19 protein-coding genes, 1 tRNA gene and 2 pseudogenes are annotated in these 16,576 nt (G+C 73.8%); 11 read left to right on the forward strand and 11 right to left on the reverse strand.

Features of this window, described 5'->3' with window-relative positions:
* Window positions 1-89 precede the first annotated feature (89 nt).
* The 5 genes and pseudogenes from ACWIZO_RS04525 to ACWIZO_RS04545 form a co-directional block, all read right to left on the reverse strand.
* Entirely contained in the window at window positions 90-218 is a 129-nt protein-coding gene (locus tag ACWIZO_RS04525; protein WP_448641328.1) for an ANTAR domain-containing protein, read from the reverse strand.
* A 162-nt stretch (window positions 219-380) separates the two neighbouring features.
* Window positions 381-599: pseudogene (locus ACWIZO_RS04530) on the reverse strand (GAF domain-containing protein); the annotation flags it as partial.
* On the reverse strand, window positions 533-814 hold the full coding sequence (locus ACWIZO_RS04535) for a hypothetical protein (protein WP_448641329.1): 282 nt from the start codon (window positions 812-814) through the stop codon (window positions 533-535). The pseudogene ACWIZO_RS04530 and the gene ACWIZO_RS04535, both read right to left, overlap by 67 nt.
* 214 nt (window positions 815-1,028) lie before the next feature.
* Window positions 1,029-1,442 (reverse strand): VOC family protein, encoded by a 414-nt coding sequence (locus tag ACWIZO_RS04540; RefSeq protein WP_448641330.1) that lies wholly within the window; start codon window positions 1,440-1,442, stop codon window positions 1,029-1,031.
* Window positions 1,439-2,065 carry a dihydrofolate reductase family protein gene (locus ACWIZO_RS04545; RefSeq protein ID WP_448641331.1) on the reverse strand — a complete coding sequence of 209 codons (627 nt, stop codon included), beginning with the start codon at window positions 2,063-2,065 and terminating at the stop codon, window positions 1,439-1,441. Before ACWIZO_RS04545 ends, ACWIZO_RS04540 begins: the two co-directional genes overlap by 4 nt.
* Before the next feature lie 116 nt (window positions 2,066-2,181).
* Here ACWIZO_RS04545 and ACWIZO_RS04550 point away from each other — a divergent pair, with 116 nt between their 5' ends.
* The 4 genes from ACWIZO_RS04550 to ACWIZO_RS04565 all read left to right on the forward strand — a co-directional run bounded on the left by ACWIZO_RS04550 (window position 2,182) and on the right by ACWIZO_RS04565 (window position 6,283).
* A complete protein-coding gene (locus ACWIZO_RS04550; protein WP_448641332.1) occupies window positions 2,182-3,279 on the forward strand; it encodes a FecCD family ABC transporter permease in 1,098 nt (365 codons plus the stop codon).
* A gap of 50 nt (window positions 3,280-3,329) precedes the next feature.
* The gene (locus tag ACWIZO_RS04555; protein WP_448641333.1) at window positions 3,330-4,361 is read left to right on the forward strand and encodes a FecCD family ABC transporter permease; all 1,032 of its coding nucleotides are present in this window, start codon (window positions 3,330-3,332) and stop codon (window positions 4,359-4,361) included.
* Window positions 4,358-5,185 (forward strand): ABC transporter ATP-binding protein, encoded by an 828-nt coding sequence (locus ACWIZO_RS04560; protein ID WP_448641334.1) that lies wholly within the window; start codon window positions 4,358-4,360, stop codon window positions 5,183-5,185. Before ACWIZO_RS04555 ends, ACWIZO_RS04560 begins: the two co-directional genes overlap by 4 nt.
* A gap of 114 nt (window positions 5,186-5,299) precedes the next feature.
* Window positions 5,300-6,283: an iron-siderophore ABC transporter substrate-binding protein gene (locus ACWIZO_RS04565; RefSeq protein ID WP_448641335.1), complete on the forward strand. Its 984-nt coding sequence runs from the start codon at window positions 5,300-5,302 to the stop codon at window positions 6,281-6,283.
* A gap of 130 nt (window positions 6,284-6,413) precedes the next feature.
* On the opposite strand, the gene ACWIZO_RS04570 is transcribed toward ACWIZO_RS04565, so the two are convergent.
* Complete coding sequence (locus ACWIZO_RS04570) at window positions 6,414-7,382, reverse strand: ABC transporter substrate-binding protein (protein ID WP_448641336.1); 969 nt, start codon at window positions 7,380-7,382, stop codon at window positions 6,414-6,416.
* Between the two features lie 239 nt (window positions 7,383-7,621).
* On the opposite strand from ACWIZO_RS04570, the gene ACWIZO_RS04575 reads away from it, so the two are divergent.
* Complete coding sequence (locus tag ACWIZO_RS04575; RefSeq protein ID WP_448641337.1) at window positions 7,622-8,551, forward strand: siderophore-interacting protein; 930 nt, start codon at window positions 7,622-7,624, stop codon at window positions 8,549-8,551.
* A 608-nt stretch (window positions 8,552-9,159) separates the two neighbouring features.
* On the opposite strand, the gene ACWIZO_RS04580 is transcribed toward ACWIZO_RS04575, so the two are convergent.
* Window positions 9,160-9,585 carry a hypothetical protein gene (locus ACWIZO_RS04580; RefSeq protein WP_448641338.1) on the reverse strand — a complete coding sequence of 142 codons (426 nt, stop codon included), beginning with the start codon at window positions 9,583-9,585 and terminating at the stop codon, window positions 9,160-9,162.
* 31 nt (window positions 9,586-9,616) lie between these two features.
* Between ACWIZO_RS04580 and ACWIZO_RS04585 the strand changes: the two genes are divergently transcribed.
* The 3 genes and pseudogenes from ACWIZO_RS04585 to ACWIZO_RS04595 all read left to right on the forward strand — a co-directional run bounded on the left by ACWIZO_RS04585 (window position 9,617) and on the right by ACWIZO_RS04595 (window position 10,551).
* Window positions 9,617-10,066 (forward strand): PGPGW domain-containing protein, encoded by a 450-nt coding sequence (locus tag ACWIZO_RS04585; protein ID WP_448641339.1) that lies wholly within the window; start codon window positions 9,617-9,619, stop codon window positions 10,064-10,066.
* Window positions 10,067-10,217: 151 nt separating this feature from the next.
* Window positions 10,218-10,319 (forward strand): annotated as a pseudogene (locus ACWIZO_RS04590) (YnfA family protein); the annotation flags it as partial.
* Window positions 10,320-10,335: 16 nt separating this feature from the next.
* Window positions 10,336-10,551, forward strand: a complete 216-nt coding sequence (locus ACWIZO_RS04595) for a YnfA family protein (RefSeq protein ID WP_448641340.1) — start codon at window positions 10,336-10,338, stop codon at window positions 10,549-10,551.
* 50 nt (window positions 10,552-10,601) lie between these two features.
* Here ACWIZO_RS04595 and ACWIZO_RS04600 read toward each other — a convergent pair whose 3' ends face one another.
* Complete coding sequence (locus ACWIZO_RS04600) at window positions 10,602-11,036, reverse strand: ester cyclase (RefSeq protein ID WP_448641341.1); 435 nt, start codon at window positions 11,034-11,036, stop codon at window positions 10,602-10,604.
* Between the two features lie 183 nt (window positions 11,037-11,219).
* Here ACWIZO_RS04600 and ACWIZO_RS04605 point away from each other — a divergent pair, with 183 nt between their 5' ends.
* From ACWIZO_RS04605 to ACWIZO_RS04615, 3 genes are all read left to right on the forward strand, one after another.
* Window positions 11,220-11,645, forward strand: coding sequence for an ArsR/SmtB family transcription factor (locus tag ACWIZO_RS04605; RefSeq protein WP_448641342.1), 426 nt, complete (start codon window positions 11,220-11,222; stop codon window positions 11,643-11,645).
* Window positions 11,642-12,403, forward strand: coding sequence for a cation diffusion facilitator family transporter (locus ACWIZO_RS04610; protein WP_448641343.1), 762 nt, complete (start codon window positions 11,642-11,644; stop codon window positions 12,401-12,403). Before ACWIZO_RS04605 ends, ACWIZO_RS04610 begins: the two co-directional genes overlap by 4 nt.
* 142 nt (window positions 12,404-12,545) lie before the next feature.
* Entirely contained in the window at window positions 12,546-12,797 is a 252-nt protein-coding gene (locus tag ACWIZO_RS04615) for a tyrosine-type recombinase/integrase (protein WP_448642919.1), read from the forward strand.
* 15 nt (window positions 12,798-12,812) lie between these two features.
* On the opposite strand, the gene ACWIZO_RS04620 is transcribed toward ACWIZO_RS04615, so the two are convergent.
* The 3 genes from ACWIZO_RS04620 to ACWIZO_RS04630 all read right to left on the reverse strand — a co-directional run bounded on the left by ACWIZO_RS04620 (window position 12,813) and on the right by ACWIZO_RS04630 (window position 16,471).
* A tRNA-Lys gene (locus ACWIZO_RS04620) sits at window positions 12,813-12,885 on the reverse strand.
* 602 nt (window positions 12,886-13,487) lie between these two features.
* Window positions 13,488-14,000 (reverse strand): hypothetical protein, encoded by a 513-nt coding sequence (locus ACWIZO_RS04625; protein WP_448641344.1) that lies wholly within the window; start codon window positions 13,998-14,000, stop codon window positions 13,488-13,490.
* A 524-nt stretch (window positions 14,001-14,524) separates the two neighbouring features.
* A complete protein-coding gene (locus tag ACWIZO_RS04630) occupies window positions 14,525-16,471 on the reverse strand; it encodes a glycosyltransferase family 2 protein (protein ID WP_448641345.1) in 1,947 nt (648 codons plus the stop codon).
* Window positions 16,472-16,576 lie beyond the last annotated feature (105 nt).

The raw sequence follows: 16,576 nt of genomic DNA on the forward strand, positions 1-16,576 counted from the left end.
GCGGGAACCGTAGGGGGGACGGCGACGAGCCGGACAGGGACCAAAGACCCTGGACTCCTCGCTCCGCGGGGCTCACGGTGCCGGCCGGCTCAGGCCCGGGGCAGCTGCCCGGTGTGGACCAGGTCGGCGGCGACCGCGCGCAGCTTCCGGTTCGACCTCACCGACATCCGTGCCAGGACCTGGAACGCCTGGTCCGCGGTGAGCCGGTGGCGCGCCATGAGGATGCCCTTGGCCTGGTCGATGACCGCTCGCGACTCCAGGGCGGTGCGCAGGCCGGCGGCGGCGTCGCGGGCGCTCCGGTAGGCGTGCAGGTTGCCGGCGGCGACCGCCGCGTAGGGGGCGAACTCCGTGGCCGCCGAGCGGCTGTCCTCGTCGAAGGCGTGCGGCTCGCGGGCGTAGATGTCGAGCGCGCCGGTGACCTGCTCGTCGTCGACCGCCAGCGGGACGGACAGGGAGCTCAGGGCGCCGCGCTCGACCGCACGCGGTGTGTAGTCCGGCCAGCGGCTGTCGGTGCGGGTGTCGGTGATCTCGGTCAGCTCGCCGGTGCGGGCGCTGTGCAGGCAGGGGCCGTGGCCGCGGTCGTACTGCGTCTCGTCCAGCTCGGTGCCAGTCGGCCGGTGGAGGCCACCGTGCTCGGCCTGCCCTCCACGAGCAGCGTCACCGACGTCTCCGTGCGGCCCCGCACCACCGTCCCGGTGAGGTCGGCGACGGTCTGCAGCAGGCCCTCCATCGACAGGTCGCGCAGGGACAACCGGCCCAGGCGCTCCAGCGCCTCGGTGGTGCTGGGGGAAGGGGGGTTGCGGTTGCTGGCCACGCCGCGGCCTCCGGTTCGGTCACCCGGGGATGACCTCGGCTGCGGGCCCCGACGTGGGGACCGTCTGCAGGAACGCCGACTGTGTGACGCGCCGTCGATGCCGGATCGCCCCGGCGTCCCGCCCGACGCTACTCGCGTCGGGCGTCTCCCGGGCCCGGATCGTCGTCGGCCGCGGGTGGGCGCCCGCGGGCAGGCGACGGCAGCTGCGGTGCCGTCACGACCAGTCGGCCGCGGTGAGACCGTCGGGATGGCCGGCGGGCCACTGGACCAGCTCGATCCGGTTGCCGTCGGGGTCGGTGACCCAGGTGGTCAGGAAGTCCGCGGAACCGTCGGGCGACCCGGGCTCGGCGACCTCGATGCCTTTCGTCCTGAGGTCGGTGACCGTCGCGTCCATCGACTCCACCGAGACGACGAGGTGGCTGAGGCCGGAGCCCGCCTCCCTGCCGGCCTCGCCGGGGTCGAAGACGAGCTCGACGCTGACCACGTCGTCGTCGGGCAGCTTCAGCATCGTCAGCTGCCCGGCCGGGGACTCCGGCACCCGTCCGACCACCTCGTAGCCGACGGCCGTGTAGAAAGCGACCGCCCGCTCGGGATCGGCGACCCGGAGGCCGACGTGCAGGGTCCTCATCCGTTCCCTCCTGCGTCCGGGGTGGGCGACGACCGCTGGACGCGGTAGCGGAGGTGCAGGACCCGGTGGGCGGGGTCGGTCCCTGCGGCGTCCAGCTCGCGGATCAGCTCGAGTTCGATCCGCTCGGCGGGCAGGTGGTCGAACAGCCGCCGTCCCTGCCCGAGGAGGACGGGTACGACGTGCAGTTCCATCTCGTCGAGCTCGCCGGCCCGGAGCAGCGCCTGGGCGGCCCCGGCGCCCAGGACCAGCACGTCGGCGTCTCCGGCGGCGGCGCGGGCCTGCGCGGCGCAGGCGTGGACGTCGGTCACGTAGCGGACGCTGCCCGGCGGAGGCTCCTCCGGCACGTGGTGGGTGAGCACGAGGACCGGGACGCCGTCGTGGTGGTCCCCGTTCCAGCGGTTCGCGTGCTCGTAGGTGCGGCGGCCCGAGATGACCGCCCGGGTCGCGGCCGACTCGGCGACCACCTGGCCGTTCGGTCCCGGGTCGGAGCGGGAGTCCAGCCAGTTGAACAGCCGGAACCCGCCGACGCCCATCGGCTCCTCCGTGCTGTCCCGCGGCCCGACGACGAAGCCGTCGAGGGACACGGTCATGTCCAGCCGGATCGCCGGGGTCGCGACGCTCATGCAGTCCTGACCGACAGCGGACGCCGAACTCATCGGGCCGCCGCCCGATCCCCAGCACGTCGGCGAAGTAAGGTGAGGCTCACCAAGCCCCGCCAGCCGTCCCCAGGAGCCGCCGCATGGCGCACCCGACCGATGCGCCGTCGCGCACCGCCGGGCCTGCGGGACCCCCGGCAGGCGCTCCGGCGACCCGGCGGCCCCCGCGGGGCGGCCTGCTGCGCAGCCGCACTGCCCGCTGGCTGGGGCTGGCGGTCCTGCTGGCCGTCGTCGTCGCGACCGCCGCGCTGAGCCTCACCGTCGGTACGCGCTCCATCGGCATCGGCACGGTCTGGCAGGCGCTCACCGCCTCGCTGCAGACCGAGGAGACGATCATCGTCCGGGAGCTGCGGCTGCCACGGACGGTCCTCGGCGTGATGGTGGGCCTCGCACTCGGCGTCGCCGGCGCGCTGACCCAGGGCCACACCCGGAACCCGCTGGGCGACCCGGGCCTCCTCGGCGTCACCGCCGGCGCCTCGCTCGCCGTCGTCCTGGCCATCTGGCTGCTCGGCGTCGGCAGTCCGGCCGGCTACGTCTGGTTCGCCTTCACCGGTGCCCTCGTGGGCACCGTCCTGGTGTTCCTGCTCGGCTCCGTCGGTCGTGGCGGCGCCGGCCCGGTCACGCTGGCCCTCGCCGGCGCCGCCCTCAGCGCGCTGTTCTACGCGCTGGTCAGGGCGATCCTGGTCAGCGACGCCCAGAGCCTGGACAGCTTCCGTTTCTGGGTGGTCGGCGCGCTCGCCGGCCGCGGGGCCGACGTCGCCTGGCAGGTCGCCCCGTTCATCGCCGCCGGCCTGGTGCTCGCCCTGCTCAACGCCCCCGCCCTGGACCTGCTCGGACTGGGCGAGGACGTCGCCCGCGGTCTGGGTCAGCGGGTGTGGCTGGCCCGCCTGACCGGTCTCGCCGCGGTCACCCTCCTCTGCGGGGCCGCGACCGCCGCCTGCGGGCCGATCGCGTTCGTCGGGCTGGTCGTGCCGCACGCCGTCCGCGCGGTCACCGGCCCCGACCACCGCTGGCTCGTCCCCTGCTCGGGCCTGGTCGGGGCGAGCCTGCTGCTGGTGGCCGACGTCGTCGGCCGGGTGGTCGCCCGCCCCGGTGAGGTGCAGGTCGGCATCGTCCTGGCCCTGCTGGGCGCGCCGTTCTTCATCGCCCTCGTCCGCCGACGGGAGCTGGCCGCCCCGTGACGACCGCGGCTGCGCAACGTCCGGCCCCCGCCGCCCGTGACGCGACGGGCGTGCGCGTCGGCCCGGTGTCCGGCCGGGTCCGCAGGCGCCAGCTGCTGGTGCCGGTCGCCGCCGCGGCCGTCGTGGTCCTGGTCGGCGCGGTCGGCCTCGGCCGGGGCGACTACCCCATCGGCGTCGGGGACGTCCTGCGCACGCTGGCCGGCCTGGGGGAGCGCAGCCAGCAGCTCGTCATCCTGGACCTCCGGGCGCCCCGGATCGTCGTCGGCCTGCTCGTGGGGCTGGCGCTCGGGATCGCCGGGGCCCTGTTCCAGACCTTCGCCCGCAACCCGCTGGCCTCACCTGACGTCCTCGGCATCACCCAGGGCGCCTCGGCCGGTGCGGTCGCCGCGATCGTGCTCAGCGGGACCTCCTCGACCGGCGTGTTCCTCAGCGGCGTGGGCGTCCCGCTCGCCGCGCTCGCCGGGGCGCTCCTCACCGGCGCGCTGCTGTTCGCGCTCACCTGGCGGGCGGGCATCGACGGCTACCGGCTGGTGCTCATCGGCATCGCGCTGTGGGCGGTGGCGGCCGCGCTCACCGACTGGCTGCTCACCCGTGCCGAGATCCACGACGCCGCGGCGGCGTACGTGTGGATCACCGGCTCGCTCAACGCCCGCACCTGGGACCACGCCGTCCCGCTGGCCCTCTCGCTGCTCGTCCTGGTGCCCCTGGCGCTGGCGACCAGCCGCGTGCTCGGCGTGCTGCAGTTCGGCGACGACACCGCCCGGGGGCTCGGCGTGCGGCTGGCCAGGGCGCAGGCGGCCGTCGTCCTCGTCGCCGTCGGGCTCACCGCCACGACGGTGGCCGCTGCCGGACCGATCGCGTTCGTCGCCCTGGTCGTGCCGCAGATCGCCGTCCGGCTCACCGGCGGGTCGCGGCCGCCGCTGCTGGCCTCCGGCCTGCTCGGCGCCGCCCTGGTGCTCACCGCCGACCTGCTCACCCGCACCGTCCTGCCGCAGGCCCTGCCCGTCGGCATCCTCACGGCGGTCGTGGGCGCTCCCTACCTGCTCTGGCTCCTCGTCCGCGGAAGGCGATCCACGCTGTGACAGCGCACCTCGCGACGACCTCCCCCTCCCGGACCGGAGCGGTCCGCCTCGCCGCCGAGCGGGTACGGCTCGCCTACGGCGGGCACGTGGTCGTCGACGGGCTGGACCTGGAGCTCACCGAGGGGTCGTTCACCGCGATCGTCGGTCCCAACGGCTGCGGCAAGTCCACCCTGCTGCGTGCGCTCGGCCGGCTGCTGCGTCCCACCTCCGGCCGAGTGCTGCTGGACGGGCGCGCGATCGCTCGCATCCCCACCCGCGAGGTCGCCCAGGTGCTCGGCCTGCTCCCGCAGACGCCGATGGCTCCCGAGGGACTCACCGTCACCGACCTGGTCGCCCGCGGCCGTCACCCGCACCAGACCTGGCTGCGGCAGTGGTCGCGGGGCGACGAGGCCGCCGTGACCGAGGCGCTGGCGTGGACGGACATGACCGCACTCGCCCACCGGCCGGTCGACCAGCTCTCCGGCGGCCAGCGGCAGCGGGCGTGGATCTCCATGGCGCTGGCCCAGGGCACCGACCTGCTGCTGCTGGACGAACCGACGACCTACCTGGACCTGTCCCACCAGATCGACGTGCTCGAGCTGGTCGCCCGGCTGCACACCGAGCGGAGGCGCACCGTCGTCGTCGTGCTGCACGACCTCAACCTCGCCGCGCGCTACGCGCAGCGGCTGGTCGCGATGAAGGACGGCGTGCTGGTCGCCTCGGGAACGCCGGCGGAGGTCCTCACCGAGCCCCTGCTGGCCGAGGTGTTCGACCTGGAGGCCCGGGTCGTCCCCGACCCGGTGGCCGGGACGCCGATGGTGGTGCCGGTCCGCAGGCTGCGCTGAGCCGAGGGGCGCCGGGAGCCCCTCGGGCGCCGGCGGGCTCACCCGCCCACGCGGAGGACCACAGGACGGCACGTGGTTAGGTGAGCCTTTCCTAACCTTACGCCGGGAGGCTCCGTGTCCCGAACCACCACCTGTGCTGCGCTGCTGACCACCGCACTCGTCCTCGCCGGTTGCGGCGCGGACGAGGACGAGGACACCGCTCCCGAGGCCGGCGGCGTCTCCGACGCCTTCCCGGTGACCGTGGCGACCGCCTTCGAGGAGGTGACGATCGAGGAGGAACCCGCTCGCGTCGTCGCCCTGGGCTGGGGCGACGCCGAGACCGCGCTGGCCCTGGGGGTGCAGCCGGTCGCGGCCAGCGACTGGCTGGGGTTCGGCGGCGAGGGGGTGGGCCCGTGGGCCGCGGGGTCGTACGACGAGGCGCCGGAGATCATCGAGACGCTCGAGCCCAGCCTCGAGGCGATCGCCGCCCTGGAACCGGACCTCATCCTCGACACCCGCTCCGACGCGAGCCAGGAGCGCTACGACTCCCTGAGCCAGATCGCGCCCACCATCGGCCAGCCCGACGGCGTGGGGCCGTACCAGACCACGTGGCAGCAGCAGCTGGAGATGGTCGGTGAGGCGCTGGGCCGCGACGAGGAGGCCGCGCAGGTGCGCGCGGACGTCGAGCAGGAGTTCGCCGACACCGCCGCCGCACACCCGGAGTTCGACGGCACCGAGGTCGCTGTCGGCGCCTACACGTCGGAGGGCTTCGGCGCGTACGTGCGCGGGGATGCGCGCGTCGACCTCATGGAGCAACTGGGCTTCGTCAACAAGCCGGCCGTCCAGGATTTGGCCGGGGAGAACTTCTTCGTGCCCCTGAGCGACGAGCAGGTGGGCCTCCTCGACGCTCCGCTCACCGTGGTCTTCCCGATCTTCGTCGACGCCGCCGAGATCACCGGCCATCCGCTGTGGCCGACACTGGGCTCCGTGCAGCAGGGCCACGCCGTGGTCCTGGACGACGAGACGCTGGTCAGCGCCTTCTCCAGCGGCTCGGCACCGGGCATCCGGTACGCCCTGGACAACGCCGACTCGCTGTTCGCCACGGCCCTCGCCGGTTGACCACACCGACCCGGAGCGGGACCCGGAGGCCTGGAGGTCGAACGCGACGACGCCGGCACCGACCGGATCCCCCGCGGCCGCGTGGGTCCTCCCGGTCCGGGCCGGACGACCCGGCCCGGACCGGAGGGACTCAGCCCTGCCGCTCGGCGATGTCCTCGAGGTCGTCGAGGACCAGCTGGGCGCCGAGCGGGCCGATCGCGAGGAACCAGCGGTCGTCGCTGACCTCGTGGGCGCGGCCCTGCTGGACGGCGGACATGCCCTGCCAGAGCTGGCCGGAGGTGATCTGGTCGGCCGCGGTCACGCCGTCCTGTCCGTACGCGGCGTAGAAGACCACGTCGGCGTCGGCCTGGCTGATCTGCTCGGGGCTGACCTCGACGAAGGTCTCGCTGGTCTGCTGGGCCGCCGGTCGGGCGAATCCGACGTCAGCGAGGACGGAGCCGATGAACGAGCCCTCGCCGTAGAGGCGCACCGCGCTCCCGTCGAGGAAGCGGGCGATGCTCACCTGGGTCGCGGCGGGGTCCCCGAACGGTTCCCCCACCTCGGCGGCCCGCTCCTCGTACTCCGCGAGCAGCTCCTCGGCCCGTTCGGCGCGACCGAGCGCCTCCGCCGCCAGCTGCAGGTTCTCCTTCCACGTCTCGCCGACGGCCTCGGCGTACACGGTGGGGGCGATGGCCGAGAGCTGGTCGTGGATGTCCTCGTGGCGGACCCTGTTGGTGAGGATGACGTCGGGCTCCAGTACCGCGATGGCCTCGAGGTCGGGCTCCTGGATGGTGCCCACGTTGTCGATGTCGGCGGGGTCGACCCCGGCGTCCTCGATGTAGGCCGGCAGCGCGTCGCTGACGTCGGTCCGGACGGCACCCACCGGCGTCACGCCGAGAGCCAGCACCGCGTCGAGCTCTCCGGTGTCCAGGACGACGACCCGCTCGGGCGTGCCCTTGATCTCGGTCTCCCCGAGTGCGTGGACGACCGTCCGGCCCTCCTCCGGCGTCGCGCCGTCCTCCGCCTCGGTCTCGCCCGCTCCGCCACAGCCGGCCAGCACCACGGCCAGACCCAGCCCGAGAGCCGCACCGCGCGACCTCGGACGACCGCTCCGGTCCATGCCCGTCCCTCCCTCCGCCGGCATCACCGGCACGACGGCGCTCCGGCACGGTCGCCCGAGCGCTCGGTCCCGCGGAGCCCGACGCCGCACCTGCGGGCAGCAGACCGGCCTCCGTTGCCGGGGCGGTCCCACCGGCATGTCGAGGTGAGGTTAGCCTCACCTATATGGCGGGCCGACGAGTGGTGCCCCTCCGGCCTGGAGGGAACGGGGAGACCTCCGACCCGGCCACCGTGGCCGAGGTGACGGTGCGGTCGTCGGCCGTGCCGCAGTGGCGGTTCTTCAGGGCCCGTGTCGCCGGCGTCCGCCGCGTCGGAGCCGATGTCGTCCGACTGACCCTCACCGGTGAGGAGCTGACCGGTTTCGGGTTCGCCGGGGACGACCAGCGGATCAAACTCCTCCTGCCGCACGAGGACGACGCAACCGGCTCCGGTCTCGAGCAGCTCCTGCGCTCGACCGGACACTGGCTCACCCGTCACGGGGCACTCCCGGCCGGCCGGCGTCCGTACCTGCGCACGTACACGGTCCGGACGGCTCGCCCCGAACGAGCCGAACTGGACCTCGACGTGGTCCTGCACGGGCTGGCTGACGGGCAGGCCGGCCCTGGCTGCCGGTGGGCCGCCGGCGCCGTGCCCGGCGACCCGGTCGTGCTGCTCGGCCCGGATCGCCCGGGTAGCGGGCGGGCCTGGGGCTGCGAGTGGGCTCCTCCGTCGACCGCGCGCTCGTTGCTCCTCGCCGGGGACGAGACGGCGGTCCCGGCCGTGTCCGCCATCCTGGAGGCGTTGGATCCGGCGTCCCGCACCGTGACGGCACTGCTGGAGGTGCCCACCGCCGCCGACGTCCAGGCGCTCGCGTCGACGGGTGCGGTGACCGTCCGGTGGCTACCCCGCGACGGACGTGCGCACGGCGATCGACTCGTACCGGCGGTGCGGAAGGCGCTCGCCGAGATGCGGATCGGCTCTGCGACGCCGGGTCAGGAACCAGGGGACGTCGACGGGGCGGTGCTGTGGGACGTCCCCGATCAGGTCGGGGACTCCAGCGGGTACGTCTGGCTGGCCGGTGAGGCCGGCATGGTGGCGCAGCTGCGCAGGTCGCTGGTCCGCGACCTCGGCGTCCCCCGCGACGCGGTGGCGTTCATGGGGTATTGGCGCCGGGGCTGCGCCGACCGCTGAAGGCCGGCGGCGGAGCGGTTCTGCCCCGGCGCCCCCGCCGACGGTCCGGGGCCGGGACCTCGAGCGTCACGCCCTCCGCACGTCGCGTGGACGCCGCCATCATCCGACGACCCGAACACGGTCGGGGTGCCGGGTCAGCGCGGTGGGCCCCGTGGGGATCGAACCCACAACCCGCGGATCGAGAGTCCCGACCAGGGCGTGACGGGCGGTACCGCATGATGCCGTCCCTGCAGGTGAGGGCCGCACACGTTGCCGCACGGTGCCGCTCCTGCGGCCCCGCTGACGGGCAGTGCACGACCACACCGCGACCACATCGGGGGCCCTTCGCACCCTCCGCCCTCACGGGAGGGGCCCCGCCGTCATGGCCCACGACGACTGGATCATCGACCTGGGCCGGGCGCGCCGGGCACGACGGCGGGCGCCTCGTGTTCGAGTGGACGCCGGCCGAGCTGGTGGCGGACCGCTCCACGCTGACCGGGCAGCACCTCGCGGAGTACGTCGGCACCTGACCTCGGACCGCCCTGCCCTCCGGCCCTGCCGCCACCCTGCGCTCGGTCGCGCGACGGCTGCTCGCCCATCTGTCCCAGCTCAGCCGTCGTGCGGTCGCGTCAAGGGGCAGCCGTCAGGGCCGCGAGGTCCCGGAAGACCTCGGCCGCGTGCGGCCGCGGGCCGAGCACCTGGAAGGCGACGTGGTCGGCGCCGGCGTCGCGGTGCTCCTGCACCCGGCGACCGATCTCCTCGACGTCGCCGATGGCGACGAGGGCGTCGATCAGCCGGTCGCTGCCGCCGTCGGCCAGATCATCCTCGGTGAACCCGGAGCGCAGCCAGTTGTTGGTGTAATTGGGCAGTCCGAGATACGGCGCAAGGGCCGTGCGGGCCATGTCACGCCCCGCCACCCGGTCGTTGCTGAGCACTACCCCGAGTTCCGGAACGACGACGGCGTCGGGACCGATCCCCTCGCGGACGGCCGCGGTGTTCTCGACCGTCACCAGGTAGGGGTGGCTGCCGGCGGTGCGCTCGGCGGCCAGCCGCATGACGACGTAATGGATTGGGCACAACCCAGCGGTGAAAACCACGGTGATCGCTATTCTCGGCGGCCTGCTGACGCTGGCCGGCATCGCGCTACTCGTCCTGCCAGGTCCGGGGTTCGTGCTCGTCGCGGCCGGCCTGGCCGTGCTGGCGACACGCTTCACCTGGGCCAAGAAGCCGCTGGACTATGCCAAGGACAAGGCACAGGAGGGCGTCGAGGAGGTCGCCAAGAGCCCCCTGCGTGCCGCCGGGGCGGCGCTGGCCGCCTCGGTGCTGATCGTGCTCGGCGTGCTCGCCCTGGTGGGGGTGGACCTGCCCTTCGTGAACGCGTTCACCGCCGTCGTGCTCATCCTCTCCGGGCTCTTCCTCGTCGGGACGGTTCTGTTCGCCCGTCGTCAGGAGAAGCTCGAGCAGGCCCGTGCGCACCGCCCGGCGGGCGAGCGCGGCGTGGCCGGCGCCTACCGGGCCGCACCCTCCCGCGACTGATCATGGCCGCGTAGGGCGCTTCGCGAATGCAGGCGAGACGCCGCGTCCCAGCCCGTCCCGCCACTGGTGACCCAACGCTCCCCGGCCCGATCCGAGGCGTGGCACAGACATCGATCACCGGCGCCGCGTTGGCCACTGAGACGCTGCCGACATGACGGTCGTCCGGTCGATCCTGCTGTTGGTGGTGGCCGCGGTCGCCGAGATCGGCGGCGCCTGGCTGGTCTGGCACGGTGTGCGCGAGCACCGGGGATGGCTGTGGATCGGGCTGGGTGTGGTCGCTCTCGGCGCGTACGGGTTCGTCGCGACCCTGCAGCCGTGCCGACTTCGGGCGGATCCTCGCCGCCTACGGCGGCGTCTTCGTCGCCGGCAGCCTGGCCTGGGGGATGGTCGCCGACGGGTTTCGGCCGGACCGCCATGACGTCATCGGCGCGCTCATCTGCCTCGTCGGCGTCGCCGTGATCATGTATGCGCCGCGCTCGGCGTAGCCCGCCGCGGCCCCGTGCCGGGCAGCACACCGGAGACCGATGGAGCCCGGTCAGGACGATGCGGGCCGCCGGCCCAGCTGCCGGCGGCGGTCGTCGTCGTCCTCCAGGCCCCACCAGTCGACGATGCGGCCGCCGCGGACGGTGAACCAGTACACCTCGCGTACGTCGCGGAAGGCGCGGCCAGTGGGCGGACGGCCCATCCAGGGCCCGGTGTGGGTGCCCGAGCAGCGGAACTGACCGACGACGGTGTCGCCCTCGCCGACCAACGCGACGGTCTCCATCCGCACGTCGGGGAAGGCCGCCCGGAACGGCGTGACCCACTCTCGGGCCGCGGCGGCGATCGACGGCGCGTACAGCTCGTCGACCGCATCCAGGTTCCCGCCGTTGATGACCTCGGTGATCGCGCGGGCGACCAGCCGCTTGTTGTCCTCGACGCTCACCGCCACCGCCCGCCGCGCCATCGGGGCCCCGTCATGGTCCGGCATGATTGGTCCACGGCGGACGCCGTCGTCGTGGCCCGGGCCGAGCGCCACCTCGGATGACCGGGATCCCCGCCTCCGCCGGCGCCGGGTGACGCCGCCTCGAGCGGTCCGGCCGTCGCCATCTCAGCTCGATCACCCCTCATCCGCACGTGCCTCTCCTCCGGACCTCATCACTATCATCGGCGCATGACGATGATGGAGGTCGACGCTGAGTCCATCCCCAGCGTCGGAGGTGGCGACGCGGTCGAGGTCGCCGCGGGAGACGCGGCGCCCGTCGACGAGGCCGCGGCGCTGTCGGCGGCCGCCTGCCTGTTCCGCAGCCTCGGGGACCCGACGCGGCTGTCGATCATCCGTCACCTGCTGCTCGGCGAGCACCGGGTGGTCGACCTCACCGCCCACCTCGGACTGGCCCAGTCGTCGGTGAGCGCGGCGCTCGCCTGCCTGAGGGACTGCGGCGTCGCGACGTCCCGTCCCCAGGGGCGGGCATCGCTGTGGTCGCTGACCGCACCCGCGCAGGTGCTCGAGGTCCTCGCCGCGGCCGAGCGGCTGCTCGCCGCGACCGGCGACGCGGTCGTCCTCTGCCCGACCTACGGCTCGGCGGCGCAGCGGTGAGCGCCACTCACACCCACCCTGCACCCACTGCCGCCGAGCGGGCGCGCCTCGGCCGCCGCGCGCAGCTGCTCGCCGGCGCCAGCGTCACCTACAACGTCATCGAGGCCGTCATCGCCATCTCCGCGGGCGTGGTGGCCGGCTCCGTGGCCCTCGTCGGCTTCGGCCTGGACTCCGTCGTGGAGGTCTCCAGCGGCCTGATCATCCTCTGGCAGTTCCGCCACCGGCTGCCCGAGAGCCGGGAGCAGCAGGCGTTGCGACTGATGGCGTTCTCCTTCTTCGCCCTGGCCGCCTACGTCACCGTCGAGTCGGCTCGCGCCCTGCTCACCGGCAGCGACCCGGACTCCTCCCCGGTCGGAATCGGACTGGCGGTCGCCTCGCTGATCGTCATGCCGTTCCTGTCCTGGGCCCAGCGCCGCACCGGCCGAGCCCTGGGCAGCAACGCCGTGGTCGCCGACTCCACTCAGACCCTGCTGTGCACCTACCTCAGCGCCGTCCTGCTGCTGGGCCTGGTGCTCAACGCCACTCTCGGCTGGAGCTGGGCCGATCCGGTCGCCGGACTGGTGATTGCCGCCGTCGCGGTCCGGGAGGGCGTCCAGGCTTGGCGTGGCGAGGGCTGCTGCGCTCCAGGCCCGGGCGCCGACGGGCACGAGGCGGCCGACGGCTGCGGGTGCGGCAACGGCTGCACCGACGCCTGCTGCTCACCGGCGCCGGCCGCGCCGCAGACCCTGGCCATTACGCCTCGGGAGCAGCTTCGGTGACTACCGTCGCCCTGGTCCTGTACGGCATCGCCTTGGTCGTGCTGAGCTGCTCTTCACTTCGCCCGGAGGAGCCGTCCTCCGGATCGGCAACTTCCGGAAGCTCGTCTTCGACGAGGCTGCCCGACGGGCCGGACTCGACGGCCTGACCCCTCACGAACTCCGCCACACGGCTGCCAGCCTGGCGGTCTCTGCCGGCGCGAACGTCAAGGCGGTCCAGCGGCTCCTCGGACACGCCTCGGCGGCGATGACCCTGGACGTGTACTCGGGCTCGTTCGATGACGACCTGAACGCCGTCGCCGACCGCCTCGACGAGGCGGTGACTCGCGCTCGTGCGGACTCACTGCGGACCGTGCGGCAGACGGACGAGGTCGACTCACTCGATGCTCGGCACTGACCTGCGCATTCACGGTGGGCCCCGTGGGGATCGAACCCACAACCCGCGGATTAAAAGTCCGCTGCTCTGCCAGTTGAGCTAGAGGCCCGGCAGGTGCAGAAAACCCTCCAGACGCAAGAGACAACGCGTGATGGAACTGGGAGCGTCTGCAGCCCGGTCCGAGGCTAGCGCGCCGACCCCGGGCGCCGGCCCCCTCGCCCGCAGGGGCCGGCGCTACTCGACCACGTCGGCGGCCTCGAGCGGCTCGACGCCGAGGCCGACCCCGCCCGTATCCCAACGCCTGGATGCACGTCGAAGGCCCGGCCCGCCGGGTCCTGCGCCTGCAATTGATGCACCGCCGCGACCACCTGCCACCGCCGCCGAGCACACCGCCCACAACCAGATCGGCGCCGACCTGCTGTGGCTGGCCGTCGAGGCCACCGAGGCCCGTCTGCGCACTCTGTTCCCGGACACCTGGGTCGAGCAGCACGCCGCCTGGGCGGCCATCGACGCCGCGCGGGTTCACACCGCCACCGACCCCCGGACCTCCGGGTGCCGCCTGTGGCGCCCTCAACCCGCCGGCACACCGGCTCCTCTGCGGCGGCGTGACCGCTGCGACCGTGTGGCCCCGCCTGAACACGGCGGGGCCACACCGCACCGGTGCCCCAGCCGGTGTGCCGGCCGCGTCACAGGCGCCCAGTCGCGCCTGCGTCACTGGCCGGTGACGTCCCCCGGGAACCACTCCTCCGCGCGCACCCCCCCGGCGAACACCCAGTCCCCGCCGAGGTGAGTGGTGACCGCGCCGGTCGAGTCGACCCGGAACCGGCCGCCACTCGGCCGCACCGCCAACAACCGCTCAAGCACCACTCGCGCCGGGGCGCTGTCGATCTGCCTGTCCAGATAGGCGCTGTCGGCGAGCCGCAGAATGCCCAACGTGCTGACCGAGTAACGCTCGCCGGCAGGCGAGTAGGGGGTCCCGATCGGCGGATCGTCGGCCCCCGCTTGGGCCGAGTCGTCAGTCAGCCGCCCCAGGTAGGTGAGCACTCCGTCGACGTACGTCGTCGCATCGCCGTCCTCGTCCACCCACACGCGGCCGCCCTGCGGTCGGATCTCGAGGAACGAGTCGATCAGACGAGCAGCGACGGGGGCCGGCAACACCTCGTCCAGCGACAGGTGACCGTCGTAGGTGACCAGCGACTCGCGGGCGCGGGACAGGGTCCACACGTCTCCGCCGCGCGCGTAGGGCCATTCCTTGCCCGGCGGAGGAAGGGTGGTTCATCCGCCGGGCTGTCAGCTCCAGCGGCCCCGTGCATGTCGGTGAGGTCCGCAAGCAGGGTCTGCAGCTGCTCGAGGAGGTCCGCCAGGGACTCCTGGTCCGGGTCGGCGAGTGCTTCCCCGAAGGCGACGGTTCCGGCGAGATTCTCCCGGTCCGTCTCCGCCTCACCGGACTGCCGTTCCGCCTCCGCGATGGTCCGGTTGTGTGCCTCCAACTGCTCTTGCAGGGCCGCCCGCTGCCTGTCGGACTCGGCCAGGCGCTCGGCCTGATCCGCCGCCCGCGGCCCGGCGGGTGCAGGACCGATCGGACGCCCCACGGGACGACGCGTGGGTCGTCCGTGGCGCCTGCCGCCCGCTGCGAGGCCAGCGCGCCGTCGCCGTGCCGGCGGGCGCCCCGAGCGGTGACGACGGGGGCCGGGCCGCCTGGCGCCGCAGCTCCCCCGGCCTGACCAGCCGACCGGGTCGGCTCCCGGTCAGGCCGGTTGCAGGTCGGTGACCGGGAGACGGCTCGGCACGCCCAGGGCTGCCTCGAGTTGCGCCGAGGTGATGTGGCCCTCGGCGACGGCCAGGTCACCGAGCCGCATCCAGGCGGCGTCGCTGGTCGCCTGCAGGTCGAGCAGGTCCCGGAGCTGGGCGTTGCTGAGCGCGCCCTGCGCGACGAGGACCTCGCCGATCCGGCGGTGGCGGAGGACCGGGCGGATCCGGACCAGGCGCACCGCCTGCCCGACGCGGCCGGACCCGACGTGCAGCAGGGGGAGCGCGCAGAGGAGGGCCGTGAGGCCGGCCCACACGTAGAGCGCCGGGTAGTCGTGGTGCAGCAGCGGGCCGGCGAGCAGTGCGACCGCCGCCACCGCCAGCCACAGCAGGTGCGGGCGGAAGGTCCGCCACGTGTCCCCGGTGGCGGCGCTGCCCTTCGCGGTCACCACGTACACCAGCGGTCGTCCGGCCAGCTGGGCGGCGGCCGCGGCGACGTAGACCGGTGCGGTGACCAGGTCGAGCAGCATCCCCGCCAGGCCCCAGGAGGTGCGTTCGTGCTCCACCAGGTTGAAGCGCCGCATGCAGAAGGAGAAGAGCAGCCCGGCCAGGAGGTTGGCGCCGAACAGCACCGACCACTGCAGCACCGGCAGGTGGGTCACCGTCACACCGCCCACCAGGTACAGGACCGAGAGCGCGATGCCGCCCACCCAGACGACGGCCGTCGTCGGGTAGTGCGTCTGCAGGGCGAAGAAGGACAGCCGCTGCTGCCCGGTCCGCATCCGCGGGAAGACGTGCGGGGAGTGCTGGCGGGCGATCTCCCAGACGCCGTAGGCCCAGCGCTTCTGCTGGCTGAAGAAGTCCGAGTAGGTGGCCGGCCCCTCCCCGACCGCCACGATGTCGGGCGTGTAGACGCCCTTCCAGTTGCGTCCGGTCGCCTCGTTCACCGCCGTGTAGACGATCATCGACGTGAGGTGGTCCTCGATGATGCAGTCCTGGTACCCGCCGATCTGCGCGAAGGCGGCCGGCCGGTAGAGGTGGTTGGTCCCGATCAGCAGCGGGGCGTCGTGACCGTTGCCGCCGCGCTGGATGATGCCGTGGAAGAGGTAGGCGAGCTCCGCCGCGCCACGGGCGACGAAGGACTCGGTCAGGTTGCCGTAGACCTGCGGTGCGACCACGAAGGCCACGTCCGGGTCGGAGAAGTAGCCCAGGGTGCGCTCGAGGAAGTTCGGGAACGGCACGTGGTCGGGGTCCATCTGGGCCACGACGTCGTACAGGTGCTCGTGCCGGCTGCGCCAGGCGTTGTGGTTGCCGTGCTTGGTCCTCGCCCGGAACGGCCCGCTCGGCTGGTTCCACTCCGGCCGCCCCTTCCGGCTGAAGTGCCGCACGCCGAGCTCGGCGCAGCGTCGGCGGACCTCCGGGTCGTCCCCCTCGTCGAGCAGCCACACGTCCAGGAGTCCGTCGTGGCGGATCCGGGTCATCGCACGCAGGGTGGCCATGACCAGCTCCAGCGGTTCCTTCCCGGGCACGATGGTGGTCAGGACGGCGACGCGCAGCCCCGGCCGTGGCCGCATGGGGATCGGGTCGCGTGCCTGCCCCGCGTGGTAGGTGACCGTCCAGGTGCGCAGCCCGGCGATCAGCTGCAGCACCACCATCACGACCAGACCGGCCACGGACAGGGCGTCGACCAGGACCCCGCCGCCGAGTCGGGGGAGGTTGGCCGGGAGCAGCAGGTAGCCGGCCAGCGCGAGGGCGAGGACGACGTGGAACCAGCCCAGCCCCAGGACACCGCGCCGTTGCCGGGCGGTGAGGGCGTCGCGGTAGCGGACCCGGTCCTCCCCGCCCTGGACCGCTCCGGTGACCTCCGTCGCGGTCCGGCCGTAGAGCCGTCCGCTCTGCCGCCGTTCCTGGACGCCTGCGCGCGGCCCCGGGCCCGTGTCACTCACGCCATCTCTTCGGGAGTCGGGGCCCACGGACGCAGCGGTTCCCCGCGAGACCACCCGAAGGGATGAACGGGTCCCTGGCGAGCCGCGTGCGCACCACGGCGCGCG

The sequence above is a fragment of the Geodermatophilus sp. URMC 63 genome (genome assembly GCF_053502565.1).